Source organism: Phenylobacterium sp. (genome assembly GCF_041916435.1).
Classification (GTDB): Bacteria; Pseudomonadota; Alphaproteobacteria; order Caulobacterales; family Caulobacteraceae; genus Phenylobacterium.
In genome coordinates this window covers 428,519-453,870 of sequence record NZ_JAYRZM010000001.1, presented here as the reverse complement: position 1 = coordinate 453,870, position 25,352 = coordinate 428,519, and the positions used below count along the sequence as shown (strand labels likewise).

Sequence of the window (25,352 nt, the reverse complement as noted above, 5' to 3'; positions counted from 1 at the left end):
TCAGGCGTCCGCGGCCACCTTCATGGACACGATCTTGCCCGGCGCGCGCGGCGGCTCGCCCTTGGGTAGTTCGTCCACGTGCTCCATGCCGTCGACCACCTCGCCCCACACGGTGTACTGGCCGTCCAGGAAGGTGGCGTCGTCGAAGCAGATGAAGAACTGGCTGTTGGCCGAGTTCGGATTGGGCGTGCGGGCCATCGAGCAGACGCCGCGCACGTGCGGCTCGTCGGAGAACTCGGCCTTCAGGTTCGGCCTGTCCGACCCGCCGGTCCCGGTGCCCGTGGGATCGCCGCCCTGGGCCATGAAGCCCGGGATCACCCGGTGGAACACCACCCCGTCGTAGAACCCTTCGCGCGCCAGTTCCTTGATGCGCTCCACGTGGCCCGGAGCCAGGTCCGGCCGCAGGCGGATGGTCACGGGGCCGGTCTCCAGCGTCATGATCAGGGTGTTTTCGGGATCGGTCATCGAAAGGCGGTCCTGTCTTCAGGCCGCGCGGTCCCGGACGATCCGGACGCGCGGCGCGTGTTCGCCCCCGCAATAGCCGAAAACGCCGGACGTTCCGACCCTTCGATGATCGGCGCGCGCGTGGGCCCGCGTATCCACAGACGATCCACGCCTCGTGCGCATTCAGGCAAGTTTGTGGCTGAGCGTGACATTAATGTCATTTTCGACACGTTCGCACAGAACTAGCTATTCCCCGGAGCCGAGTCCCTCGAACTCGGCCAAAAACCGGGGAACTCCATGTCTTACCGCACCTTTCTATTCGCCGCCGCTTCGGCCGGCAGCCTGCTCGTCGCAGGCCAGGCCCTCGCCCAGGACGAGCCGACACAGGTTGAGGAATATGTCGTCACCGGGACGCGCGCGGCCAACCGCTCGGCCCTGGACACCGCCGTTCCGGTCGACGTCGTCGGCGGCGCCGAGCTCACCAAGAGCGGCGTGACCGAGCTGAACCAGGCCCTGTCGGTGGCCCTGCCTTCCTTCAACTTCCCCCGCCCCGGCCTCGCCGACGGCACCGACACCATCCGTCCGGCCACCCTGCGCGGCCTCGCGCCCGACCAGACCCTGGTGCTGGTCAACTCCAAGCGCCGCCACCAGAGCTCGCTGGTCAACATCAACGGCACCATCGGCCGCGGCTCCTCGGCGGTGGACCTCAACACCATTCCCGCCTCGGCCATCCGCTCGATCGAAGTGCTGCGTGACGGCGCCTCGGCCCAGTACGGCTCCGACGCCATCGCCGGGGTGCTGAACGTGCGCCTGCGCGAGGCCTCCCACGGCGGCGGCTTCAGCGCCACCTACGGCGCGCGCGTGACCACCGTCGACACCAAGGTCGGCGACCCGCCTGCCGGCGCCACCTGGAGCGTCGCCGACAAGGCGTCCTACGACCGCACCGACGGCGAGACCGCCAACCTCTCCGGCTGGGTGGGCCTGCCGCTCGGCGACAGCGGCTTCCTGACCCTCTCGGGCGAATACCTCAATCAGCAAAAGACCGTGCGCACCGCGCCCGACTGGCGCCAGCAGTACGACCTGGTGAACGGCGCTTTCGACCCGCGCGAGGCCACCTTCAACCGCTACGACGCCTGGTTCGGCGACCCGCGGATCAAGCAGTACACCCTGTTCGCCAACGCCGGCTACGACCTCGCCAACGGCGTGCACCTCTACGGCTGGTCCAGCTACCAGGACCGCGACTCCACCTCGGCCGGCTTCTTCCGCCGCGCCTCGGACTCCCGCAACATCACCGCGATCTACCCTGACGGCTTCCTGCCGCTGATCAATCCGGAGGTGAAGGACTTCTCGGCGGCCGGCGGCGGCACGTGGAAGTGGGGCCAGTGGGACATGGATTCCTCGCTGGTCTACGGGTTCAACAAGATGGACTTCACGATCCGCGACACGCTGAACCGCTCCATCGGCCCGACGAGCAAGACCACGTTCAACGCCGGCGGGTTCGAGTACAACCAGCTCGTCTTCAACTTCTCCGGCGTGCGCACCTACGACGTGGGCCTGGCTTCGCCGCTCAACGTGGCCGCCGGCCTGGAATGGCGGCGTGAGGGCTACAAGATCCACGCCGGCGAGCCGGACTCCTATCGCAACGGCGGCGAGCTGCTGAACGGCCAGCCCACCGCGTCCGGCGCCCAGGTGTTCCCGGGCTTCCGTCCCTCCAACGCGGTGGACAAGGACCGCACCGCGGTCAGCGCCTACGTCGACCTGGAAGCCAACCTGACCGACGCGCTGCTGGCCTCGGCCGCGGTGCGCGGCGAATCCTACTCCGACTTCGGCGAGACGCTCACCGGCAAGATCGCCCTGCGCTACGACTTCACCCCGGCGTTCGCCCTGCGTGGGTCGATCCAGAACGGCTTCCGCGCGCCGTCGCTGCAGCAGCAGTACTTCGCCACCACCTCGACCAACTTCATCAACGGGGTGCCGTTCGACATCACCACCTTCCCGGCGACGGACCCGGTGGCCGCGGCCCTGGGCGCCAAGCCGCTCGATCCCGAGAAGTCGGTCAACTACTCGCTGGGCGCGGTCATCCGCCTCGGCCGCGTGAACGTCACGATCGACGGCTACCGGATCGAGATCAAGGACCGCATCGTGCTGTCCGAGAACCTGACCCAGACCAACGTCCGCGACTACCTGACCTCGCTCGGCTTCGTGGGCATCGGCGGCGGCCGGTTCTTCATCAACGGCGTCGACACCACCACCAACGGCGTGGACATCGTGGCCAACTTCAAGCTCGACACCGAGCAGGCCGGCCAGTTCGCCTTCACCCTGGGGGCCAACTTCAACGACACCAAGGTCGACAAGGTGCCGGAAACCGCGCCGCTGGCGGCCCTGTCGCCGTCGCCGGAGCTGTTCGGCCGGGTGAACATCCTGACCTTCGAGAAGGGCACGCCCGACTCCAAGCTCACCGGCTCGGTGGATTGGAAGCGGGGCCCGTTCGGCGCGACCCTGCGCGCCACCCGCTACGGCGAGGTGCTGAGCCCCGGGACCACGGCGGCGACCGACTTCACCCTCAAGGCCAAGACGGTGGTGGACCTTGAAGGCCGTTGGGACGTGATCGACCACGTCCAGCTTGCGCTGGGCGCGGACAACATCTTCGACGAATACCCGGACGCCTACCCGGCGTCCCTGAACTCGACGTCGAACACCCCGTTCTCCAACTACTCGCCGTTCGGCCGCTCGGGCCGTTACGTCTACGGGCGACTGTCGGTGAACTGGTAGGACGCCTCAGGCCGCCGCCTCGCCGGGTCCGATCCCCGGCGGGGCCGCGGCTCCTCTCCCCGCCTCGACGGGGGCTACTTCACCTCGACGGGAATCTTCACGCCGCACGGCGAGATGTGGCCGCCGTTCAGCGCCTTGTTGCGGGCGATCTCGGCCTGGAACCACGGCCCCTTGGGATCGATCACGCGGATCTTCGGCCGCTCGGCCGCCGGCATGTCGGCCAGGAGCTGCACCTTGGTCATCTTGTCCTGCGGCGGGTCGACCGGCTCGCCGGTCTTCAGCGCGCGCACCACGTCCAGACCCGAGATCACCCGGCCCCAGATGGTGTAGCGCTTCTCCAGCTTCGGATACTCGTCGCGCATCAGGAAGAACTGGCTGTTGGCCGAATCCGGCTCGGAGCCGCGCGCCATGCCGGCCACGCCCGGACAGAACAGCCCCCAGGCGTTGACCTTGCCGTCCGCCGTCATCGGCATCAGCATCGAGGACTGGCTGATCACCGGCACCGGGCCGATGAAGCCGAGCTCGGCCACCGACTGGTCGTCGGCCACCACCATCGGCGTATCCGTCCCGCGGCGGAAGGTGAACTCGGCCGGCAGGTTCGGCAGGTCGCTTTCGCCGGTGCCGTTGTCCAGCGGATCGCCCGTCTGGGCCATGAAGCCGTCGATCACCCGAAAGAAGGTGCGCCCATCATAGACGCCCTTGCGGGTCAGCTCGCGGATGCGCGGCGCGTGCAAGGGCGCGGTCGTGGGCGTGATCTCGACGATGATCCGGCCCTTGTTGGTGTCGATCACCAGGATGTCCTGCGGGTCGGGCGCGCGCCAGTCGTTCGGACCCGGCGCGGTTTCCGCCGGCGGGGTCTGGGGCGTCTGGGCGGCGCTCGGGGCGGCGAGCGCCAGGGCCGCGAGGGCGGCGGCGGTCAAGGCGGTGCGGATCATGGGGGTCACTCGTAATAGGCTGCGGAATCCACCGCCAGACCATCTGGGTTGAAGCGCAGCACTTCGACGGCCTCGGCGCCGGTGCGCGAGCTGAAATAGCGGATCGCCACCGCGTTGGGACCGGAAAACACCGATCTGAGGGTGAAGGTCAGGTCCGGCGCGTTCTCCAGCGCCCGGCGCCAGTAGGCTTCCAGGGCCGCCTTGCCTACGACCCGCCCGCTGGGGTCGCCCGTGTAGCGGCTCGAGGCCGGGCTCGTGAAGACCACGTCCTCGGCATAGTGCGACAGGATTCGCGCCAGGTCGTGGCTGTTCCAGGCCTCGACCCACTCGGCGGCGAAGGCCTTCGGGTCGATCAACCGCGCCCGACCTTGTCCAGCAGGCGGTCCTTCACCCTGGGGCTGACGAACTTGGAGATGTCCCCGCCCAGCACGGCGATCTCCTTGACCAGCCGCGAGGCGATCGCCTGGTGGCGCGGATCGGCCATCAGGAACACGGTCTCGATCTCGCGATCGAGCTGCTGGTTCATCGCCGTCATCTGGAACTCGTATTCGAAGTCGGCCACCGCGCGCAGGCCGCGGATGATGACCCCGGCGCCCACCTCGCGCGCGAAGTTCATCAACAGCCCCTCGAAGGGCTCGACGACGATCTCGGCGCGATGGTTCAGGTGCTCGGTCTCCGAGCGCAGGATCTCGACCCGTTCTTCCAAAGAGAACAGCGGCCCCTTGCCGGCGTTGATCGCCACGCCGATCACCAGCTTGTCCACCAGCTTCACCGCCCGCCCGATGATGTCGGTGTGGCCATTGGTGATCGGATCGAACGTGCCCGGGTAGAGACCGATACGCTGCATACGGCGAGACCCCCCAACTGGTTCTTTTTCGCGTGTCGCCGCCCGGCGCGGCGAAAGCAAGCGCAAATTCGCCCGCCGGCCGCTTCACGGCGCGTCACCCGCGCGATTGTGATCGCCTCTCAAGTCCGCAGGATTTCAGCATATCTCCAGCGCGTTCACACGCCGCGCCGGGTCCGCGACGGGTCAGGCCTCGGCTTCGGGCGGCTCCTCGACCTCGTCGTCCTCGCCGGAATCGGCCAGGCGCTCGACGCTGACCACGTGCTCGTCGGCCGCCGTGCGGAAGATGGTCACGCCCTGGGTGTTGCGCCCGGCGATGCGCACCTGGCTCACCGGCGTGCGGATCAACTGGCCCTGGTCGGTCACCAGCAGGATCTCGTCGGCTTCCTCCACGGGGAAGGAGGCGGCGAGCTTGCCGCCGCGCTTGGTCAGGTCCTGGGCGATCAGGCCCTGGCCGCCGCGGCCGGTGCGCCGGTAGTCGTAGGCCGAGGTGCGCTTGCCGAAGCCCTCGGTGGAGACGGTCAGGATCAGCTCCTCGGCGGCGCTCAGCTCCACATAGCGCTCGGCGGTGAGCTCCACGTCCTCGGCGCCTTCGGCGGCTTCCTCCTCCTCGACCGGCGCGCCCTCCTCCTCGGCCCCGCCGCCGCGCACGGCGTTGGCGCGCTTCAGATAGGCCGTCCGCTCGGCCGGCGTGGCCGCCACCGAACGCAGGATGGCCATGGAGATCACCGCGTCGCCGTCAGCCAGGCGCACGCCGCGCACCCCGGTGGACTCGCGGCCGGCGAACACCCGCACCTCGTCCACGGCGAAGCGGATGCAGCGGCCCAGCGCCGTGGTCAGCAGCACGTCGTTGACCTCGGCGTTGCACACCGCCACGCCGACGATGGAATCGCCCTCGTCCAGCTTCATGGCGATCTTGCCGTTGCGGTTGATCTGCACGAAGTCGGACAGCTTGTTGCGCCGCACGTTGCCCGAGCGGGTGGCGAACATCACGTCGAACTGGTCCCAGGTCGCCTCGTCCTCCGGCAGCGGCAGGATCGAGGTGATGGTGTCGCCCGGCTCGATCGGCAGGAGGTTCACGAACGCCTTGCCGCGCGAGGTCGGCGTGCCGATCGGCAGGCGCCAGACCTTCAGCTTGTAGACCTTGCCGGCGGAGGAGAAGAACAGCACCGGCGCATGGGTGTTGGCCGAGAACACCCGGGTGACGGCGTCCTCGTCCTTGGTGGCCATGCCCGAGCGCCCCTTCCCGCCCCGGTGCTGGGTGCGGTAGGTCGCCAGCGGCGTGCGCTTCACATAGCCGCCGTGGGTCACGGTGATGACCATGTCCTCGCGGGCGATGAGGTCCTCGTCCTCGACGTCGGCGTCGCCCTCGACGATCTCGGTGCGGCGCGGCACGGCGAACTGGGCCCTCACCTCGACCAGCTCCTCGCGCACCACGGCCATGATGTTGGCCCGGCTGGAGAGCAGGTCCAGGTGGCCCTGGATGGTCGCGGCCAGCTCGCGCGCCTCGCCGAAGATCTCGTCGCGGCCCAGGCCCGTCAGGCGCGACAGGGTCAGCGCCAGGATCGCGCGGGCCTGCTCCTCGGTCAGGCGCACCTTGTCGCCGTCCACCAGCACCGTGCGCGGGTCGGCGATCAGGTCGATCAGCGCCATCATGTCGCCCGCCGGCCAAGGCTTCGCGACCAGGCGCTCGCGCGCCTCGGCCGGATCCTTGGACGAGCGGATGATGTGGATCACCTCGTCGATGTTGGCCACGGCGATGGCCAGCCCGACCAGCACGTGGCCCCGGTCGCGGGCCTTGGAGAGCTCGAACTTGGTGCGCCGGACGACGACCTCCTCGCGGAAGTCGACGAAGGCCTCGAGCATCTCCTTCAGGCCCATCTGCTGCGGTCGCCCGCGGTTCAGGGCCAGCATGTTCACGCCGAACGAGCTTTGCAGCGGCGTGTAGCGGTAGAGCTGGTTCAGGACGACGTCGGCCGAGGCGTCGCGCTTCATCTCGATGACCACGCGCATGCCGTCGCGGTCGCTCTCGTCGCGCAGGTCGGCCACGCCGTCCACGCGCTTCTCGCGCACCAGTTCGGCGATGCGCTCGACCAGCGCGGCCTTGTTCACCTGGTAGGGGATCGCGGTGATGACGATCGCCTCGCGATCCTTGCGGATCTCCTCGATCGACGCCTTGCCGCGCATGATCACCGAGCCGCGGCCGCCCATCAGCGCCTGGCGCGCGCCCGTGCGGCCGATGATCTCGCCGCCGGTCGGGAAGTCCGGCCCCGGCACGATGTCCAGCAGCTCGTCCAGGCCGATCTCGGGGTTGTCGATCATCGCCAGACAGGCGTCGACCACCTCGCCCAGGTTGTGCGGCGGGATGTTGGTGGCCATGCCCACCGCGATGCCGCCGGCGCCGTTCACCAGAAGGTTCGGGACCCGCGAGGGCAGCACCACCGGCTCGCGGAAGGAGCCGTCGTAGTTGTCCTTGAAGTCGACCGTGTCCTTGTCCAGGTCGGCCAGGATCGCCATGGCCGCCTTGGTCATGCGCGATTCGGTGTAGCGCATGGCCGCCGGCGGATCGTTGTCCACCGAGCCGAAGTTGCCCTGGCCGTCGATGAGCAACAGGTTCATCGAGAACGGCTGCGCCATGCGCACAAGGGTGTCGTAGATCGCCGCGTCGCCGTGCGGGTGATACTTACCCATGACGTCGCCGACCACCCGGGCGGATTTCACATAGCCGCGGTCGGGCGTGTGCCCTTCCTCGTTCATCGAGAACAGGATGCGGCGGTGCACGGGCTTGAGGCCGTCGCGCACGTCGGGCAACGCGCGGCTGACGATCACGCTCATCGCGTAGTCGAGATAGGAGCGGCGCAGCTCGTCCTCGATGGCGATAGGGGCGATGCCCCCGCGCCGGCCGTCGTCCGGAGGAGTGATGGTCTCGTCAGTCAAAGGAGGGATTTAGCCGTCAGAATCGGACACAAAATCGTCCTGTCGGTTGTTAACATCGCAGGGGCGCCGACGCCAACTTTACCGCCCGCATAAGGAGCGTTTCCAATGAAAATCCTGCCCCTCGCCCTCGCCCTCGCCACTGTCGCGAGCACGGCCGCCTCGGCCGCCGACTTCGTGGAGTTCCAGTTGAAGACCAACGCGGGCGAGAGCGCGGGCATGGCCAAGGTCACCGAGTCGCCCAAGGGGGTGATCCTGCACATCGAGGCCAAGGGCCTGCCGCCCGGCTGGCACGGCATGCACTTCCACGAAAAGGGCGACTGTTCGAAGTCCGACTTCACCTCGGCCGGCGGCCACGTGCACGCCATGACCCCGGTCGTCCACGGCCTGCTCAACCCGCAGGCCAACGATTCCGGCGACCTGCCGAACCTCTTCGTGGCCGCCGACGGCACGGCGAGCGCCGAACTCTTCTCGCCGTTCGTCTCCCTGCGCGGCGCCGGCGGACGCCCGGCCCTGCTGGACGCCGACGGCTCGGCCCTGATCATCCACGCCCAGCCCGACGACTACACGACCCAGCCGATCGGCGGGGCCGGCGCGCGCGTGGCCTGCGGGGCGATCATCAGCAGCTGATCGCGCCGTCCTCCCCCTTGGCGGTCGCCGCCGCCCTGCCTAGGCTCGCGGCCGGGCGGCGGCGGCCGCGCAGACCAGGGGAGCGAACATGGGCCAGGTGCGCAGCCGCGGGACGCGCTTCATCGACGAGGCCGGACGCCAGGTCCTGCTGCGCGGGGTGAACCTCGGCGGCGACTGCAAGGTCCCCTACCCCGACGGCGGCACCGACCGGCCGAGCGACTTCTCCGACCATCGCGAGGTCTCGTTCGTCGGCCGCCCCTTCCCGTTGGACGAGGCCAACGAACACCTGGGCCGGCTGCGCGGGTGGGGTTTCAACTGCCTGCGCCTGCTCACCACCTGGGAGGCGGTCGAGCACGCCGGTCCCGGCCGGTACGACGCCGCCTATCTCGACTACCTGGCCGAGGTCGTGCGCCGGGCGGGCGAACACGAGCTGCAGGTCTTCATCGACTTCCACCAGGACGTCTGGAGCCGCATGAGCGGCGGCGACGGCGCGCCCGGCTGGGTGTTCGAGGCGCTCGGGCTGGACTTCACGCGCTTCGGCGCCGCCGGCGCGGCGCACGTCATGCAGAACCTCTACGACTATTCGAGCCCGGTCCGCCGTCAGGAAGACCGCTATCCGATGATGACCTGGTCGCGGAACTACCAGTACCCGGTCAACGGGATCTGCTGGACCGCCTTCTTCGCCGGCAGGACCTTCACCCCCGACTGGAACGTCGGCGGCCGCAACGTCCAGGACTTCCTGCAGGACCACTATCGCGGCGCGATGCGCGCCGTGGCCGAGCGCGTCGCCGGCCTGGACAACGTCATGGGCTTCGACAGCCTCAACGAGCCGGGTTCGGGCTGGAGCGGCCAGCGCCTGTCGCAGCGCCACACGGAGGCCACGCCGGAAAACCCGCGCCCGCCCCGGCCGGGGCCGGTCTGGTCGCCGCTCGACGGCTTGGCGGTGGCCGCCGGCCTGCCCGCGCGCCTGCCGGTGATGGGCCTGGACCCGCAGAGCCGCCGGATGGTCGTCGCCGACGAGCTGGAGGTGAACGCCGGCGCCGTGCGCATCTGGCTGGACGACGGACCCGATCCGTTCGAGCGCGCCGGGATCTGGAAGCCCGAGGGCGGCGAGCCCCTGGCCCTGCGCGAGGACGCCTTCGTCATGGCCGGCGCCCGCAAGGTCGACCACGAGAACGACTTCATGGCCCCCTTCATGGCCGACGTGACCCGCACGGTGCGCGAGGTGCGCGGCGACTGGCTGCTGTTCGCCGAGCTGGATCCCTTCGCGGCGGCCACCGGCCACGGCTTCGGCGAGCTGCCTCCGGGCTCGGTCAACGCCAACCACTGGTACGACATCCGCACCCTGGGCCTGAAGACCTTCGACGTGAACGCCGACGCCGAGCGCACGCGGGCCCGCTACATCCGCCAGCTCGGCCAGGTGCGCGAGGTCGGCGAGCGCGCGGGCGCGCCCACCCTGATCGGCGAGTTCGGCATCCCCTACGACCTGAACGGCGGCGAGGCCTACGAGGCCTGGGCCAGGGGCGAGCGCTGGCCCAAGGTCTGGGAGGCGCACGAGAAGGCGCTGTCCTTGATGTACGACGCCATGGACGCCCTGCTGATCTCGTCCACCCAGTGGAACTACACCGCCTCGAACCGCAACGACCTGCGCGTCGGCGACGGCTGGAACCAGGAGGACCTGTCGATCTTCTCCCGCGACCAGGAGGCCGGACCCGACGACGGCGGCCGGGCCGTGCGCGGCTTCGCCCGCCCCTATGTCCGCGCCGCCCAGGGCCGGATCGTCAGCCAGGCGTTCGACTGGGAGAGCGGCGTGTTCACCGCCGAGATCGACGTCGACCCGGCGGTCAAGGCGCCCAGCGAGATCGTGGCGCCCGCCGCCTGGTTCCCGACGGGCGGGACGCTCGCCTGCGACGGCGCCGGCGTGGAGCGCGACGGCGACATTTGGCGCGTCTCGGCCCTTGGAGCCGGGCGCCTGCGCCTCCATCTAGCCTGAGACGTGCGTCACGGGCTCGCCCCATTCGCCGGGCAAGGATGAAGAATGAAATCTAAGTTGCTGCTTCTCTTCGCCTTCATCGGGATCGCCGGCCCCGCCGCCGCGGCCGAAGGCATCCTGCCGGGCTATTGGGAGAGCACCAACCGGCTGCTCTCGCCGATCCACACCAAGTCGGTGGAGCAGCGGTGCATCACGCCCGAGGAAGTGACCAAGTTCATGATGGGCCCCTCGAACCACCACTACACCTGCACCTATCCGCTGAAGAGCTTCGAGGGCGGCCGGATCAAGCTGAGCGGCGAGTGCGTCAGCAAGAAGGGCCAGAAGGTCAAGGTGGCCGGCGAGGGCTCGTTCACCCCCACCACCTTCCAGCTCACCGCCACGGTGGCCACCGACATCCTCGGCATCCCGATCGCCGCCAAGGCCAGCACCGAGGCCCATCGCATCAGCGACGTGTGCCCGCCCAAGCCCGACAAGAAGAACTAGCCCGCAAGAATTGAAGCCCGCAGGCGCGTCCGACGGACCGCGCCGGCGGATGACCGCGTTTTAGGCGCCTCGTCGCCGCCTCGGTGGGCGCCGGCGGCGAGGAAAGCGCGCACCCTTCAAGTATCACGCGATTTGTCGCGGAAATCCGCGCCACGGCGTTTACACGCGCTGAAATCTGTGATGCGTTCGCGTTGTTCTGATGTTTTTCAAACCTAATAGAGCTCTTTTCGTCGAAAAACTGCGCGACGACGTCAGGCGGCGTCTTCGCGCCGGATGAAGGGGGCGAACCGAAGTACAGAGGTGGCGTCAGTTTCAGTGCTCAAACGCTGGACGCCGCGTTCACCTCGCCGACAAATCTGCGGACGCCACCACTCATACGTGGCCGACGCGAAATCAACCATGGCTTGAGCGGGCCCGAACCCGCTTCGAGCGCAACCGTTTGTCTCGGGGGATACAAGGATGAGCGCCGGCAAGAAGAGGCCCTTGTCAGTTCTACTGCTCGCCACGGCGCTTTGCCTGCCGGGCGCCCTGGCCCGCGCCGAGGCGCCGGCGGAAATGAAGGCCGCCGCCATCGCCGACGTCGACGCCAACGCCACGCTCGTCCAGCAGATGGTCGACCAGGTGTTCAGCTACGCCGAGCCAGGCTTCCAGGAGTTCAAGACCCAGGAGTACCTCACCGGCATCCTGGAAAAGAACGGCTTCAAGATCGTCAAGGGCGTGGCCGGCATCCCGTCGGCCTGGACCGCCACCTGGAGCAACGGGACCGGCGGGCCGAAGATCGCCCTGGGCAGCGACGAGGACTGCCTGCTCGGCCTGTCGCAGGTGCCCGGCTCGCCGCAGATCAAGCCGATGGTGGAAGGCGCGCCGGGCCACGGCGAGGGCCACAACGCCGGCATGCCGCTGATCGTCGCCGCCGCCCTGGCGGTGAAGGACCAGATGGTCAAGAACCACGTCAACGGCACCTTGATGCTGTGGCCGGGGATCGCCGAGGAGCTCTTGGCCACCAAGGCCTTCTACGTGCGCGACGGCCTATTCAAGGACGTGGACGCGACGATCTTCACCCACGTCAGCAGCGACTTCTCCACCGGCTGGGGCCCGGCCGGCAACAACGGCATGGTCTCGGTGGAGTACACCTTCCACGGCAAGACCGCCCACGCCGCCGGCGCGCCCTGGGCGGGCCGCAGCGCGCTCGACGCCGTCGAGATCATGGACGTGGCCTGGAACTTCCGGCGCGAACACCTGCCGGTGACCCAGCGCTCGCACTACGTCATCACCAACGGCGGCGACCAGCCCAACATCGTGCCGGGCAAGGCCAGCGTCTGGTATTACTTCCGCGAGCAGACCTTCAAGTCGATCCGCGACCTCTACGAGACCGGCAACACCATCTCCGAGGCCGCGGCCATGGCCACCGGCACCACGGTGGAGCACCATATCCTCGGCTACGCCGCGCCCAACTTCGCCAACAAGCCGATGGCCGAGGCGGCGCAGAAGAACATCGAGCTGGTCGGCATGCCCAAGTGGAGCGCCGACGACCAGGCCTTCGCCAAGGCCGTGCAGGAAACCAACCACTTCAAGATCCAGCCCCTGCGCAGCGAGGTGGCCAAGCTGTCGACGCCGGAGACCCGCGGCCAGTCCATCGGCGGCGGCTCCGACGACATCGGCGACATCATGTGGACGGTGCCGACCATCACCATCCGCTTCCCGTCGAACATTCCCAACACCATCGGCCACAACGTGACCGCCGCCATCGCCATGGCCACGCCGATCGCCCACAAGGGCGCGGTGGCCGGCGCCAAGGCCGTGGCGCTCACCGTGCTCGACCTGATGACGACGCCGAGCCTGCTGGCCGAGGCCAAGGACTACTTCAACACCGACCAGCAGAAGTACGACACCTACGATCCGGTCCTGACCAAGGACGACAAGCCGGCGATCTGGTTGAACACCGACCTGATGGAACGCATGCGGCCGAAGATGGAGCCGTATTACTACAACTCCAAGAAGTACAAGACCTACCTCGACCAGCTGGGCGTCAAGTATCCGGCCCCGGCGGCGGCCTCGGACTGATCCGCCCGCCAGTCGAAAGAGCTTGAGGGCGGCGCTTCGGCCCACATCGCGCGCCGCCTCAAGAGCCAGAGCCCCATCGGCCGCGAGATCCCGATTTCAGTCTCGCCGCCGCGGCTTTGGACCAGCGCCCCGCGCCTACCCCTTGGGCGCGGGGCGCATCGTTTTCGCCCCTACGGACGTTCCTGGAAGACGATCGGCGGCGTCGAGCGGCGGGCCACCTCGCGGATGACGAAGCTCGAGCGGATCCGCGAGACATGCGGCAGGGTCGACAGCTCGCGGCGATAGACGCGGTCGTAGTCCTCAAAGGACTCCACGTTCAGCATGATCAGGAAGTCGGTGTCTCCCGAGACGAAGCCGCAATAGGACACCGACGGACACTTGACGACTTCGCGCTCGAACTCGTTGAGCGCCTTTTCGGCCTGCGAGCTCAGTTCGATGGCCACGAAGACGACCACGCTGAATCCCAGCATCGGCAGGTTCAGGTTCGCGGTGTAGCTGAGCACCGCCTGTCGCTCTTCCAGGATCTTGCGCCGGCGCGCGACCGCCGTGCTGGACAGATTGATCTTTTCGCCCAGCCACACGTCGGACGCGCGACCGTCGGCGCAGAGCTCCCGCAGGATTTGGAAATCGACGGCGTCCAGGCCGACGTGTTCGAATTTCGACATGACTCTCCCGATGTGATGCATAAATCGTCGGCAATAAGCCGATTTTTGCGGGGAACCGCGGCTAGGGCAATACAAATAAATGCGCCCCCAGTATTGTTGTTGAGACGAGATGATATTGGCAGGCTTCGGAGGAGACTTCGCGGCCGTCGCTAGCCAATGACTACGCGTCCCGTTCAAGAACTTACAGGGGGTCTCCATGTGCGGTTTTCAGAGAAGGTCTCATACGACTTACGTCACGCCTGCGCTTTTTGACAAAATCGTCAAAGCCAGCACTCGCCATCCACTTTAGCGACGGGCGTGTCAAAAGCGTGACGTTTGAAAGACATGTCGATCTATATTCCATTGTAGATCGCCGTTTCTGAGGGGGTCTTCGCTCGCCAGCGACGCCCTCCGAAAGCCGAGCGCCTTTCACCCAAGTGTTCCTTCAGCCGTTGGCGGTGAACCCGCCGATGACTACGCGCGACCGTTCTCCGACACACCGAAACAGCCGCTCGATCGCGAACGACCTCGCGATCTGCTTGCAAAAACTCTTCGAGATTGAGGATAGACATGCACGTTTCACCCAAGTTCCGCTCCGCTCCCGGCGCGCGACGCTATGCGCTCGCCACCGTCAGCGCCCTGGCGCTGTGCATGCACGCCGCCGGCGCCCTCGCCGCCGACGCTGACGCCGACACCGCCGCGGCCGGCGGCGAAACCAGCGCGCTCGACGAAGTGGTCGTCACCGGCTCGCGCATCGTGCGCGACGGCTATGACGCGCCGACGCCGGTGAACGTGCTGGGCACCGAGGAGATCCAGGCAGAAGCGCCGGCGAATATCGCCGACTTCGTCAACACCCTGCCCTCGGTGACCGGCAGCGCCACCGCGGCCTCCTCCTCCGGCGCGCTCTCCAACGGCCAGGCGGGCATCAGCGCCCTCAACCTGCGCGCGCTGGGCACGGGCCGCACCCTGGTGCTGTTCGACGGCCAGCGCTCCGTGGTCTCGGCCTCCACCGGCCAGGTCGACACCAACACCTTCCCGCAATCGCTGATCAAGCGGGTCGAGGTGGTGACGGGCGGCGCCTCGTCGGTCTACGGCTCCGACGCCGTCGGCGGGGTGGTGAACTTCGTCCTCGACAAGGAGTTCACCGGCCTGAAGATGACCGCCGAGTACGGCGAGACGACCTACGGTGACAACCAGAATTGGAAGTTCAACGTCACCGCTGGCGAGAAGTTCGCCGGCGGCAAGGGCCACGTGCTGTTCAGCGCTGAAAAGGTCAGCCAGGACGGCGTCCAGAACATCGACCGCAAGTGGAACCAGAACGGCCACTTCGGGATCCTGAACCCCGACAAGTCCGCGGGCGCGCCGACCTATATCGTCACCGACCACGCGGGCATCTCCAGCTACACGCCCGGCGGCCTTATCACCTCCGGCCCGCTGAAGGGCACCTATTTCGGCGTCAACGGCTCGGTGAACCAGCTCGCCTATGGCGACGTCGCCGGCCAGTGGATGGTCGGCGGCGACTGGCAGTACTCCTCCTCGGCGATGAACGGCTCGAACACGCTGTCTCCCGACGAGGACCGCGAAAGCTACTTCGGCCGCGTGAGCTATGAGCCGACGCCGAACATCTCGGTGTTCGCCCAGGCGTCCTACGCCAGCTACGAAGGCATGTCCTACTACGTCCAGCCCACCAACACCGGCGTGACCATCTACGCCGACAACGCCTATCTGCCGGCCTCGGTCGCAGCCCAGATGGCGTCGCTGGGGCTGTCCTCCTTCACCATGGGCACCAACAACGCCGACATGCCGGCCTCGGGCAGCAAGAACAAGCGCGACACCGAGCGCTATGTCGTCGGGGCCAACGGCGACTTCAACGCCTTCGGCCTGGGCTTCAAGTGGGACGGCTACTACCAGTATGGCGTCACCAACACCCGCGAACACCTGATCAACATCTGGAACAACGCCCGCCTGGCGCTGGCCACCGACGCGGTCGTCGATCCGTCCACCGGCGAGATCGTCTGCCGCTCGACGCTGACCGACCCGACCAACGGCTGCGTGCCGCTGAACCGCCTGGGCGTGGGCGTCGCCAGCCAGGAAGCCCTGAACTACGTGCTCGGCACCCCCACCCGCGACCAGGAGTTCAAGCAGAACGTCGCGGCCATCAACTTCACCACCAGCGACATCCAGGGCTGGGCCGGACCGATCTCGGTGGCCTTCGGCGCGGAGTACCGCAAGGAGGAAATGTCGGGCTCCGTCGACGCTCAATACGAGGGCAGCGGCTGGAAGTACGGCAACTACCGCGTCACCAGCGGCGACTACAACGTCAAGGAAGCCTACCTCGAAGTCGTCGCGCCGATCATCAGCACGCTCGAGTTCACCGGCGCCTTCCGCTACACCGACTACTCCACGTCGGGCGGCGTGAAGACCTGGAAGGTCGGTCTGACCTACTCGCCGATCGAGGACATCAAGTTCCGCGGTTCGGTCTCCCGCGACATCCGCGCGGCGAACATGAGCGAGCTGTTCGACTCCGGGACCGCGCGAAGCAACTCGGTGGCCATCAACGGCGCCTCGGTGGCCTTCGTGCAGAACCTGCAGGGCAATCCCGGCGTGCAGCCTGAAGTCGCCGACGGCTACGGCGTGGGCTTCGTGCTCCAGCCGCGCTTCCTGCCGGGCTTCGCCGCCTCGGTCGACTACTACGACATCAAGGTCGACGGGGTGATCAGCTTCGTCACCGCCCAGCAAACCGCCGACTACTGCACGATCAACCACGTGCAGAAGTACTGCGACAACATGAACTACGTGAACGGCTCGCTGAGCACGATCGACCTCTACTACGACAACCTCAACAGCCTGACCGCCAAGGGCCTCGACATCGAGGTCTCCTATCGGTTCAACGTCGAAGAGATGTTCGGCAAGGGCGCCGGCGACGTCACCCTGCGCGGCATGTTCACCCACTACATCGAGAACATCACCGACGACGGCGTGACCGTTCAGGACAGCGCGGGCGAGAACACCGGCAGCACGCCGGACTGGATCTACCGCCTGACCGGCACCTACAAGCTCGATCCGTGGACCTTCAACGTCACGGCCCGCGGCGTCAGCTCCGGCGTCATCGACAACGACTTCATCGAGTGCACGACCAACTGCCCGACGGTCTCGTCGCCGCAGTACACCATCAACGACAACCACCTGGACGGCGCGCTCTACTTCGACCTGTCCGCGTCGCGCAGCTTCGAAATCGGCAATGCGTCGGCGGAGGGCTACATCTCGGTCAAGAACATCTTCAACAAGGATCCGGTGCTCACGGCGAACCCCGCCTACCAGGGCTACGAAAACACCCTGGCCTACGCGCAGACCAACCGGACCCTCTACGACGTTCTCGGCCGCGTCTTCCGCGTCGGCCTGCGGATGCAGTTCTAGTCCGGATACGAAATCGCCCCGCGGAGCGATCCGCGGGGCGAGACGGTCCCGAGGCGGCGCGGCCATTCCGGCCCGCCGCCTTTCTGTTTGCGGCCTAGAACGGGATTTCGTCGTCCAGGTCGGCCGAGAAGTCCTCGCGCGGGCCCGAGCTCTGCTGACGCGGCCCCGAGCCGCTGGAGAAGCCGCCGGAATAGCCGCCGCCGTAGTCGTCGCCGCCGCGCTCGGCGCCGCCCTCCCCGCGCCCGTCGAGCATGGTCAGCTCCCCGCGGAACTTCTGCAGCACCACCTCGGTGGAGTACTTCTCCTGGCCCGACTGGTCAGTCCATTTGCGCGTCTGCAGCGAGCCTTCGATGTAGACCTTCGAGCCCTTGCGCAGATAGTTCTCGGCCACCTTCACCAGGTTGTCGTTGAAGATCACCACGCGGTGCCATTCGGTGCGCTCGCGCCGCTCGCCCGAGCCGCGGTCGCGCCAGGTCTCGGAGGTGGCCACCCGCAGGTTGGCCACCCGGTCGCCGGAGGTGAGGGTGCGGATTTCCGGGTCGGCCCCGAGATTGCCCACCAGAATGACCTTGTTGACGCTGCCCGCCATGTCGATGTCCTTGAAGCTTCCGTAGATTGCGGGCCTGGCCCGCACGCACGCTAGACCGACGCGTCGCGCCGATCAAACCAAAATGTTCCACCTATGTTCCTCGCCGCCTACTGCTGCGGCATGGCGCCGGGGATGGCCAGGCGACCGTCTCCCGTGCGCACCAGGGCCAGGTAGCGGCCCGACTGCAGGGAGGGGGACGTGAAGATCCCCTCCCTCTGCAGGAAGAGGAAATTGCCCTGATAGGCGCCCATGATCTCGCGCTGGTTGCCGCCCAGCATCAGGAACTTGATGCGCATGGCCTCGAGCCGCGCCGCGCAGACCTCCAGGCTCGAAGCCGGGCCGCCCACCTTGTTGTACTTGATCGTGCCGTCGGTCATGGGCACGGCGTGATAGCAGACGCCGACGTCGCCCGGCGGCTCGACCCGCTTCTGGCAGGCGCTGAGCGCGAGGGCCGCGGCGGCGATGATCAGGGTGGTGCGAAACATGGCGCGAAACCTACACGGCCGGCGCAGCCTAGGCGAGGATTCTCGTCGCGCTCAGCCGACCAGCGGCGTGGAGCATCCCGGCCCCTGCTCCACCAGGGTGCGGAAGGTGTGGTTGTCGCTGGAGACCTCCACCCGCCCGGGCACCAGGCGCAGGGTCTGCTGCATCCAGCGGCCGTAGCTGGCCTGCCCCGGCTTTTCACAGCGGCCGGCGAACAGGGCCTGCACGCAGGCGTTCAGCGTCAGGTCGCCCGGCAGCCGCCGCCAGTCGCCCGCGTAGCGCCAGCAGCCGCCGGCGGGGCCCGAGGCGGCGCCGCTGCTCGCCGCCGGCTCCAGCGGCGTGACCGGCGCGGGCTCGGCCGCGGGAGGCAGCGGCGCCAGGTTGGTGCCGGCCTGGTCGGCGGCCGCCAAGGCGCCGTTCTCGTCGATGCCCACGTCCAGGGCGTCGGTCGCCACGCCGTTCTTCTTGGCGCAGTCGGCCAGCGTCAGCTCGCCCACGAACTGGCCGGCCACGAAGCAGCGCAGCGGCTTGGCGCCGTCCGGCTTGCCGTCGTCGGCCGCGCTCGTCGATTCGACCACCAGCCCGCCGCGCGAGGCGGGCGGCGGCGTGTTCGCCCCGCGGCCGCCCGACATCAGGGCCATGGCGATGAGAATCCCGGCGGCGAGCGCCACCGCGCCGCCCATGAGGATGAAGACCACTCGCCGGTCTTTCAGCAGTTCCATGGGTTCTCGCTAGACCGGGGCGTTCGTGGTTTCAAGCGCGAGCCTCGCCCGGCGCCTAGCCGCCGCCGGTCAAGCGGTCCAGACCGGCCTGGTAGTTGGCGATCTGCGCGGTCAGATAGGCGGGCGCGGTGCCCTTCACATTGGCCAGCGGGTCCTTCGGCGTGGCCGCCGACTGCAGGTCGCGATAGGCCGTGCGCACCGCCGACATGGCCAGGCTCAGCTTGTCCAGGGCGTTCTTCACGTCGGTGTCGCTGTTCAGGCTCACGTCGCGCGGCAGCTTCAGTGCATACATCGGCGAGCCGCCGTCGGCCGGAACGATCTTGTCGGTCTTCTTGTCGATCGTCGTCGCGCGCACGAAGCCTTCCTGCAGCCCCAGCGCCTCCAGCGCGTCCTTGCCGCCCGTCCCGCCCAGGATCTCCAGGCTGTAGCGGTCGTTGATCGGCTTGATCTGCAGCTTGCGGCTGTCGACGTCGGAGACCACGTCCACCTTGACGGTGTAGCCGGTCACCCGGCGGATCTTTTGGGCCAGGGTGTCGAGCGTGTCGTCGTTGCTGATCGAGATGGTCACCGCCGGCCCGCCGATCCGGGTGCGGATCTGGAAGCTGTCGCCGTCGCGGGCCGCCGTGGCCGCGGTGATGAGCTGGCTGTCCTTGTAGTTGATCGTGCCTTCCGGCAGCCCCAGGCGGTCCAGCACGCTTGAGCCGGTCTGCCCCACCGTGATGGTGTTGGGCGTGGCGAAGCCGTCCTTGCCGGAGAAGCGCTGGGAATAGCCGACCGCGCCGGTCGCCACGTCCAGTTCGGCCACGAAGCCGTCCACGTCGCCGATCGGCGCGGCGCCGCCGATGTCCCCCTTGGAGGTGCCGGCGATCCAAACCTTGCCGCCGGACACCGTCACCGCGGTCGCGTGTTCCGAGCCGGAGCCGCCGTAATAGGCGATCGCGTCGGAGGCCGTGCTCGACAGGTCGGTGGAGACCGTGGCGGCGAAGGCGTCGATGTCGCCGGAATAGGCGCGCGTGGTCGTGCCGACGCTCAGCACCCCGCCCGAGGAGCCGGCCAGCACCACCTTGCTCCCGTCCAGGGCCACGCCGGCCAGGCTGCCGCCGCCCAGCGAGCCCAGGTCGCGCGTCGCCGCCAGCGTCGGCGCATTGGCCGTGGTGAAGTCGAACTGCCGCAGCTTGGCGTCGCCGCCTTCCTGGGTGGCGACGATCACGTTGTTCCCGTCGACCACCAGCCCGGCCATCTTGTCGTCGCCGCTCGTGCCGAACTGGTTCGTCGACACCAGGGTGCCGTTGGTGTTGTAGCTGCGCAGATAGCCGTCCCAGCCGCCGGACGCGCTCTGGCCGGACAGCGCGCTCTTGGTGCGCCCGGCCACATAGAGCGTGCCGTCCGCGCCCCAGGCCACGCTGGTCGCCTCGTCCTCGTCGCGCGCGCCCTGGCGCTGGGTCCAGACTTCCTGGCCCTGGTCGTCGAAGACCGTGACGAAGCTGTCCGCCGTCGTCGGATCGGCGCCCGTCTCGCCCCGGATCAGTCCGCCGGTCACCGAGCCGGAGATGGCGATCTGGCCGTCGGCCGACACCGCCAGCCCGAAGCCGTCGGCGTTGCTCGCCGCGCCCAGGGTGCGCGTGTAGATCAGCTTGCCGGCCGAATCGTACTTCATCAGGGCCACGTCGCTCTGGCCCTTGATGGTCTGGCCGTCGACCTCGCCGTTCACGTCGGCCAGCATGTAGATCGAGCCGTCCGCGCCGGTCACGGTCTTGCGGACGCTGGTCACCTCGCTGGGCAGGTCCACGGCGAAGACCCGGCCGTCCACCCAGTTCACGTCGCCCGGCCGGCGCACCGCGTCGGAGGCGGTCCCGGTCTCCAGCTTGAGCAGTTGCTCGTTCTGCACCGCGTCGTTGGTGCTCGGCTTGCCGTCCGGGTCGGGATCGCCGACGGTCTGCGTCACATAGACGGCGGGCGCGGTCGTGTTCGCGGAGAACGTGAGCTGTTCGGTGGTATCCCCCTGGATTTTCAGGGCGAATTGATCGACGGCCTTGGACAGGGTGATGGTCTTGCCGTTGACCGTGGTGGTCTGGTCCTGCCCGGCGATCCGGTCCACGGTCACGCGGGTGTAGACCCCGGCGGCGGCCAGCTTGTCGTTCATGTACTTGACGACGTTGTTCATCGACCGCGTCGTCGAGCCCATCTCGGAAAGGTCGAACGTGACGTTGGTCGTGACGTTGGCCAGGCTCTTGACCGCCAGGTTGAAGCTGACGTTCCCCTGGAAGGCGTCGACCGCGTCGTCGGCCGAGCCGGCCTGCAGCGGCGCCGTCACATAGGTGGCGTTGGTCTTGGGCACGCCCACGCTCATCCGCGCCTGGGTGGTCATGTCGCCCTGGGTCAGGCGGAACTCGTCGAACTTCGCCGTGTCGAGATAGGACGAGACCTCGCTCATGCCGCGGGTGAACGCCGCCTGAATCCGCTTGAGCTCAGCCGCCGAGGTGTCCGAGGAATTGGCCTTCTCGGCCAGGGCGTTCAGCGTGGCCAGGGCCTGGTAGACCGAGAACAGCTTCTTGTAGTCGCTGTTGGCGTCCTTGACGTCGATCTTGGCCGCGTTCTCGTCGACGAACTTGTGCCCGTTCAGCACGCCCTTCATCAGGTCGTCGGGCTGCGGCGACTTCGAAAGCGTGCTCCACGGCGCGGTGGGCACCTTCTTCTGGTTGGCCGCCGAGCCGGCCGCCGCCTGGGCCGCGAACTGGCTCGCCCCGACGCCGGTCCGCGCCTGGTAGTAGGCAAGCAACACGTTGCTGTCCAAACTGATCACGACGACGGCTTTCGGTTACAGAGTCACTCGATTGAAACGTGACGGACAAGGACTGACGAGGCGTTAAGCCGGGCCGTTAACGCCTAAGAAAAAGCCCCGGAGCCGCCGCGCGGCCCCAGGGCTTTGACGCTCCCCAACGGAGACCGGGCTTACTGGAACAGGCGCAGGATGATCTGCGGCGCCTGGTTGGCGATCGACAGGGCCTGGGCGCCGAGCTGCTGCTGCACCTGCAAGGCCTGCAATCGCGCGCTTTCCTTGGCGATGTCGGCGTCCACCAGGTTGCCGATGCCGCTTTCGATCGTGTCCTGCAGCTTGCCGACGAAGGTCACGTGCTTTTCGATCTGCTTGGCCTGGGCGCCCAGCTCGGCCAGCGAGGAAGTGACGTTGGCGATCGCCGAATCGAGCCTGGCCAGCACCGACTGCGTGGCCGTCGTCGTGCCGGTCAGCGAGGTGCCGCCCAGGTTGATGATCGAGCCGGACACGGTGAAGTTCTGCGGCGACAGGTTGACGTAGCTGTCGCCCTCGGCGTTGGCCAGGAAGGAGATGGCGGAGGTGATGGTGCCGTTCAGGATCGACACCCCGTCGAACTCGGCGGAGTTGGCGAACTGGCCGATCGCTTCGAGCAGGGTCTGATATTCGTCGTCGAACGCCTTCTTCGAGGCCGTGGAGGCCGAGCCGTCGGCCGCGCCCACCACCTTCTCGCGCATCTGCACGAGGATGTCGGAGATCTGCTGGCCGGCGGTCATCGCCACGTCGGTGATGGAGTTGGCCCGATCCAGGCTCATCTTCACCGCGTCGAGCGAGCTGAACTCGGCCCTCTGCTTCTGGGCGATGGCGTAGACCGCGGCGTTGTCCTTGGCGTTCGAGACGCGCAGGCCGGTGTTGATGCGGGTTTGGACGTCCGCCAGCTTATCGTTGGTCGCGTTGAGGTTCTGCAGCGCGATCAGCGCCGACTTGTTCGTATTCACCGAAATCGCCATGGCGGCCGTCTCCTTCAGAGAGGCTTGGACGGCGCCCGACTCGCACCCCCCAAAGCATGGTTAACGCTAGAGGGGACATGGTGAGCAGAAAGTTAACGGCCTAACGCGCTCAGCCGCGCATCGGCGGGCGCCGATCGCGGTGAAAGCCCTTGCCGGGCTTGGGGTCCGGCCCGCTGGCCGGCCGCGGGCGTCAGGCCTGCGTCTTAATGACCGTTCCGGACTCGTAACCCTCGGCGTGCTGCATCTTCAGCACTTCTTCGCGGGGGATCTGCGAGACCACCTCGCCGGTGCGGCGGTCGATGGTCTTGTAGACGAAGGTTCCGGTGTGGCCGTTCTCTTCGATCACGAGGCGCAGGTCGGCTTGGTCTTGCCGGGGTTCGGGCGCCGCGGGTGCGGCGGCGGGAACCGAGGAGCGGACCGGCTGAACCGGCTCGATATCGTGGAGAGGCGCAGTCGATGCGACGTTGTTCTCCATCTTTCCCTTCGCCGTCTCTTGGTCGAGCGCGGCGACTCCCGTTGAAAAATGACGGCGGGAAGGCTCGCCTCCCCGCCGCCGACGTCATTGGGCGCGGACGAACCGCGCCCGTAAGACTTATCGGAACAGACCCAGGAGGATGCCCGAGGACTGGTTGGCGATGGACAGAGCCTGCACGCCGAGCTGTTGCTTGGTCTGCAGGGCCTGCAACTTCGCGCTTTCCTTGGCCAGGTCCGCATCCACCAGGTTGCCGACACCGGCGTCCAGGGTGTCTTGCAGCTTGCCGACGAAGGTCAGGTGCGTGTCCAGCGCCTTGGCGCCGGTGCCCAGCTTCGAGAGCGCCGAAGAGACGTTCTGGATGGCGGTTTCGATGTTGGTGATGTCCGAGCTGGTCACGGTGCCGGTGAGGCTCGTGAGCGTGCTCGCGATCGCCGAGTTGGTGGTCGAGAGGTCGACGTGGTCCACGTCGATCGTCGCCGAAGCGTTCGCGTTGGCGATCGCCTTGATGCCGGTCGAGCTGGTCGCGACGGCCGAGATCAGGTTCACGCCGTCGAACGAAGCGTTGCCCGAGATCGTGTCGATCTGAGCGCGAAGAGCTTGGTACTCGTCGCTGAGGGCTTGCTTCGAAGCGGAGCTGAGGCCCGTTTCGGAGGCCGCGACGACCTTTTCCTTCATCTGAACCAGCAGATCGGAAATGGCCGAGCCGGCGTTGAGCGCCACGTCCACCACCGATTGGCCGCGTTGCAGCGACGACATGACGGCGTTCAGGGAGCTCGATTCGGCGCGTTGGTTCTGGGCGATGGCCCAGATGGCGCCGTTGTCCTTCGCGGACGCGATCTTCAAGCCGGTGTTGATGCGGCTTTGCGTCGTTTGAAGGTCTTTGTTGGTGGAGTTGAGGTTCTGCAGGGCGACCATCGCCCCAACGTTCGTATTAACGCTATTCATTCCCATAGCGAGTAGTCCTTTTTCTCAGGGACCGACGTCATTTTGACTGTCGGGGGCGTTTTGCCCGGTTAGGCGACAAGCAAGCGCCAGGCCAGTCGCCGACGCCCTCCATACCCATTGATTTCGCTGATGTTTTGACCCCACCCGCCCGCGCGCCGGGCGGAGGCGGCGCTCATTGCCCGGCAAATTCTGCCGGGCGGCGGCAGGATTTGCCGCCCCACGACCTCCCGCCGAAACGAAAACGCCGGCCCGATGGGCCGGCGTCATGTCGTCGATGATCTGGCGCGATCAGGCGGCGGCGGACGAGGTGCCGGGGCCGGCCAGGGCCTGCATGATCATCTTGTTGATCTCGATGAGATCCTCGAACGATTCCTCGCCGCGCATCACCAGGCTGGAATGGCGGCTGACCCAGATGCTCAGGCTGATGATGTTGGCCCGCACCTGCGCCGGCAGCTTGTTGCCGGGATTGGCGCAGTCCTGCGCCAGGGCCGACCAGAGCCGGCGATTCCAGTCGATGGCGTCGATCCGCGTGGCGAAATCGAACTTGTCGGACTGGGAGGCGCGCATCAGCGCGCGAGTCACCTGCCCGAACAGCCGATATTCTGCGTCACGCGGAGGCTCAGCCCGGCTGGCCGCCTGCTGGTACGCTTGAAGCGACATTCCCCAACCTCACGTCTTCGTACTCGATCAGCTTCCGACACAGCATCAGCGCCTTGTAGTACTCGCGCGCCATGGTGTGCTTCGAGATCGCGACGCAATCCGCCAGGATCTCCGGATTGCGGATCGCCCCCATGAACTCCGTCAACCGCTCCGCGAATTCGTCGTAGTAGCGGTTGGCCCCAACTTCGTCCAAGTACATCATCATCATCGGGAAGTAGATACGCCGCGCCGGCGAGTTCGCTTCCTCAGGCTGCATGATATCCTTTTCACGAAGGACGGACGCTTTGTTTTGCAGCACCAGCGTCGTGCGACGGTCCCCGTTCTGAACGACCGCGCCGTTGAGAACGAACTTCTCACCGGGCTTCAGGGACAACTTCAGCGGCATTCCTCAATCTCCAATAGCCGGCCCCTCCGGCTTGAGGCGTGTCGCCCGGTCGCACGACGCGGAAGTCCGCTTCGTGAACGAGGGCACGCTAGGTCCACGGGAGTTAACCGCTCGTTGCGCGAACGCCTCCCGACCGCATTAGCAGACCGT

General features: G+C 67.4%; 21 protein-coding genes. 6 read left to right on the top strand and 15 right to left on the bottom strand.

Annotated features, from left to right (window positions below):
- Positions 1-465 carry a peptidylprolyl isomerase gene (locus ACE3TA_RS02230; protein ID WP_374570067.1) on the bottom strand — a complete coding sequence of 155 codons (465 nt, stop codon included), beginning with the start codon at positions 463-465 and terminating at the stop codon, positions 1-3.
- 276 nt (positions 466-741) lie between these two features.
- On the opposite strand from ACE3TA_RS02230, the gene ACE3TA_RS02225 reads away from it, so the two are divergent.
- The gene (locus ACE3TA_RS02225; RefSeq protein ID WP_374570066.1) at positions 742-3,216 is read left to right on the top strand and encodes a TonB-dependent receptor plug domain-containing protein; all 2,475 of its coding nucleotides are present in this window, start codon (positions 742-744) and stop codon (positions 3,214-3,216) included.
- Between the two features lie 74 nt (positions 3,217-3,290).
- Here the strand turns inward: ACE3TA_RS02225 and ACE3TA_RS02220 are convergent, their stop codons facing one another.
- The 4 genes from ACE3TA_RS02220 to gyrA form a co-directional block, all read right to left on the bottom strand.
- Entirely contained in the window at positions 3,291-4,151 is an 861-nt protein-coding gene (locus ACE3TA_RS02220) for a peptidylprolyl isomerase (RefSeq protein WP_374570065.1), read from the bottom strand.
- A 5-nt stretch (positions 4,152-4,156) separates the two neighbouring features.
- A complete protein-coding gene (locus ACE3TA_RS02215) occupies positions 4,157-4,507 on the bottom strand; it encodes a nuclear transport factor 2 family protein (protein WP_374570064.1) in 351 nt (116 codons plus the stop codon).
- Positions 4,504-4,998 carry a pantetheine-phosphate adenylyltransferase gene (gene coaD / locus ACE3TA_RS02210; protein ID WP_374570063.1) on the bottom strand — a complete coding sequence of 165 codons (495 nt, stop codon included), beginning with the start codon at positions 4,996-4,998 and terminating at the stop codon, positions 4,504-4,506. Before coaD ends, ACE3TA_RS02215 begins: the two co-directional genes overlap by 4 nt.
- Positions 4,999-5,181: 183 nt before the next feature.
- Entirely contained in the window at positions 5,182-7,830 is a 2,649-nt protein-coding gene (gene gyrA / locus ACE3TA_RS02205) for a DNA gyrase subunit A (RefSeq protein WP_374571105.1), read from the bottom strand.
- Between the two features lie 207 nt (positions 7,831-8,037).
- Between gyrA and ACE3TA_RS02200 the strand changes: the two genes are divergently transcribed.
- The 4 genes from ACE3TA_RS02200 to ACE3TA_RS02185 all read left to right on the top strand — a co-directional run bounded on the left by ACE3TA_RS02200 (position 8,038) and on the right by ACE3TA_RS02185 (position 13,099).
- The gene (locus ACE3TA_RS02200; RefSeq protein ID WP_374570062.1) at positions 8,038-8,559 is read left to right on the top strand and encodes a superoxide dismutase family protein; all 522 of its coding nucleotides are present in this window, start codon (positions 8,038-8,040) and stop codon (positions 8,557-8,559) included.
- An 88-nt stretch (positions 8,560-8,647) separates the two neighbouring features.
- On the top strand, positions 8,648-10,552 hold the full coding sequence (locus tag ACE3TA_RS02195) for a cellulase family glycosylhydrolase (protein ID WP_374570061.1): 1,905 nt from the start codon (positions 8,648-8,650) through the stop codon (positions 10,550-10,552).
- Between the two features lie 45 nt (positions 10,553-10,597).
- Complete coding sequence (locus ACE3TA_RS02190) at positions 10,598-11,035, top strand: DUF3617 domain-containing protein (protein WP_374570060.1); 438 nt, start codon at positions 10,598-10,600, stop codon at positions 11,033-11,035.
- A gap of 483 nt (positions 11,036-11,518) precedes the next feature.
- On the top strand, positions 11,519-13,099 hold the full coding sequence (locus ACE3TA_RS02185; protein ID WP_374570059.1) for an amidohydrolase: 1,581 nt from the start codon (positions 11,519-11,521) through the stop codon (positions 13,097-13,099).
- A 170-nt stretch (positions 13,100-13,269) separates the two neighbouring features.
- Here the strand turns inward: ACE3TA_RS02185 and ACE3TA_RS02180 are convergent, their stop codons facing one another.
- Entirely contained in the window at positions 13,270-13,764 is a 495-nt protein-coding gene (locus tag ACE3TA_RS02180) for an Lrp/AsnC family transcriptional regulator (RefSeq protein WP_374570058.1), read from the bottom strand.
- A 549-nt stretch (positions 13,765-14,313) separates the two neighbouring features.
- Here ACE3TA_RS02180 and ACE3TA_RS02175 point away from each other — a divergent pair.
- A complete protein-coding gene (locus tag ACE3TA_RS02175) occupies positions 14,314-17,160 on the top strand; it encodes a TonB-dependent receptor plug domain-containing protein (protein ID WP_374570057.1) in 2,847 nt (948 codons plus the stop codon).
- Between the two features lie 94 nt (positions 17,161-17,254).
- On the opposite strand, the gene ACE3TA_RS02170 is transcribed toward ACE3TA_RS02175, so the two are convergent.
- From ACE3TA_RS02170 to flbT, 9 genes are all read right to left on the bottom strand, one after another.
- The gene (locus ACE3TA_RS02170) at positions 17,255-17,749 is read right to left on the bottom strand and encodes a single-stranded DNA-binding protein (RefSeq protein ID WP_374570056.1); all 495 of its coding nucleotides are present in this window, start codon (positions 17,747-17,749) and stop codon (positions 17,255-17,257) included.
- Between the two features lie 107 nt (positions 17,750-17,856).
- On the bottom strand, positions 17,857-18,234 hold the full coding sequence (locus tag ACE3TA_RS02165; protein WP_374570055.1) for a hypothetical protein: 378 nt from the start codon (positions 18,232-18,234) through the stop codon (positions 17,857-17,859).
- 51 nt (positions 18,235-18,285) lie between these two features.
- Complete coding sequence (locus ACE3TA_RS02160; RefSeq protein WP_374570054.1) at positions 18,286-18,954, bottom strand: hypothetical protein; 669 nt, start codon at positions 18,952-18,954, stop codon at positions 18,286-18,288.
- Between the two features lie 55 nt (positions 18,955-19,009).
- The gene (locus ACE3TA_RS02155; protein ID WP_374570053.1) at positions 19,010-21,736 is read right to left on the bottom strand and encodes a hypothetical protein; all 2,727 of its coding nucleotides are present in this window, start codon (positions 21,734-21,736) and stop codon (positions 19,010-19,012) included.
- 170 nt (positions 21,737-21,906) lie between these two features.
- On the bottom strand, positions 21,907-22,737 hold the full coding sequence (locus ACE3TA_RS02150) for a flagellin (RefSeq protein ID WP_374570052.1): 831 nt from the start codon (positions 22,735-22,737) through the stop codon (positions 21,907-21,909).
- 190 nt (positions 22,738-22,927) lie between these two features.
- Positions 22,928-23,212, bottom strand: a complete 285-nt coding sequence (locus tag ACE3TA_RS02145; RefSeq protein ID WP_374570051.1) for a flagellar protein FlaG — start codon at positions 23,210-23,212, stop codon at positions 22,928-22,930.
- A gap of 117 nt (positions 23,213-23,329) precedes the next feature.
- Positions 23,330-24,163, bottom strand: a complete 834-nt coding sequence (locus ACE3TA_RS02140; protein WP_374570050.1) for a flagellin — start codon at positions 24,161-24,163, stop codon at positions 23,330-23,332.
- 282 nt (positions 24,164-24,445) lie between these two features.
- Positions 24,446-24,817 (bottom strand): flagellar biosynthesis regulator FlaF, encoded by a 372-nt coding sequence (gene flaF, locus ACE3TA_RS02135; RefSeq protein ID WP_374570049.1) that lies wholly within the window; start codon positions 24,815-24,817, stop codon positions 24,446-24,448.
- A complete protein-coding gene (gene flbT, locus ACE3TA_RS02130) occupies positions 24,777-25,202 on the bottom strand; it encodes a flagellar biosynthesis repressor FlbT (protein ID WP_374570048.1) in 426 nt (141 codons plus the stop codon). The genes flaF and flbT overlap by 41 nt, the downstream gene beginning before the upstream one ends.
- Between the last annotated feature and the right edge of the window lie 150 nt (positions 25,203-25,352).

Coding starts and splice junctions, on each gene's coding strand:
- ACE3TA_RS02230 (WP_374570067.1), bottom strand. CDS start 465: ATGACCGATCCCGAAAACACCCTGATCATGACGCTGGAGACCGGCCCC.
- ACE3TA_RS02225 (WP_374570066.1), top strand. CDS start 742: ATGTCTTACCGCACCTTTCTATTCGCCGCCGCTTCGGCCGGCAGCCTG.
- ACE3TA_RS02220 (WP_374570065.1), bottom strand. CDS start 4,151: ATGATCCGCACCGCCTTGACCGCCGCCGCCCTCGCGGCCCTGGCGCTC.
- coaD (WP_374570063.1), bottom strand. CDS start 4,998: ATGCAGCGTATCGGTCTCTACCCGGGCACGTTCGATCCGATCACCAAT.
- gyrA (WP_374571105.1), bottom strand. CDS start 7,830: ATGAGCGTGATCGTCAGCCGCGCGTTGCCCGACGTGCGCGACGGCCTC.
- ACE3TA_RS02200 (WP_374570062.1), top strand. CDS start 8,038: ATGAAAATCCTGCCCCTCGCCCTCGCCCTCGCCACTGTCGCGAGCACG.
- ACE3TA_RS02195 (WP_374570061.1), top strand. CDS start 8,648: ATGGGCCAGGTGCGCAGCCGCGGGACGCGCTTCATCGACGAGGCCGGA.
- ACE3TA_RS02190 (WP_374570060.1), top strand. CDS start 10,598: ATGAAATCTAAGTTGCTGCTTCTCTTCGCCTTCATCGGGATCGCCGGC.
- ACE3TA_RS02180 (WP_374570058.1), bottom strand. CDS start 13,764: ATGTCGAAATTCGAACACGTCGGCCTGGACGCCGTCGATTTCCAAATC.
- ACE3TA_RS02175 (WP_374570057.1), top strand. CDS start 14,314: ATGCACGTTTCACCCAAGTTCCGCTCCGCTCCCGGCGCGCGACGCTAT.
- ACE3TA_RS02170 (WP_374570056.1), bottom strand. CDS start 17,749: ATGGCGGGCAGCGTCAACAAGGTCATTCTGGTGGGCAATCTCGGGGCC.
- ACE3TA_RS02165 (WP_374570055.1), bottom strand. CDS start 18,234: ATGTTTCGCACCACCCTGATCATCGCCGCCGCGGCCCTCGCGCTCAGC.
- ACE3TA_RS02160 (WP_374570054.1), bottom strand. CDS start 18,954: ATGGAACTGCTGAAAGACCGGCGAGTGGTCTTCATCCTCATGGGCGGC.
- ACE3TA_RS02150 (WP_374570052.1), bottom strand. CDS start 22,737: ATGGCGATTTCGGTGAATACGAACAAGTCGGCGCTGATCGCGCTGCAG.
- ACE3TA_RS02145 (WP_374570051.1), bottom strand. CDS start 23,212: ATGGAGAACAACGTCGCATCGACTGCGCCTCTCCACGATATCGAGCCG.
- ACE3TA_RS02140 (WP_374570050.1), bottom strand. CDS start 24,163: ATGGGAATGAATAGCGTTAATACGAACGTTGGGGCGATGGTCGCCCTG.
- flaF (WP_374570049.1), bottom strand. CDS start 24,817: ATGTCGCTTCAAGCGTACCAGCAGGCGGCCAGCCGGGCTGAGCCTCCG.
- flbT (WP_374570048.1), bottom strand. CDS start 25,202: ATGCCGCTGAAGTTGTCCCTGAAGCCCGGTGAGAAGTTCGTTCTCAAC.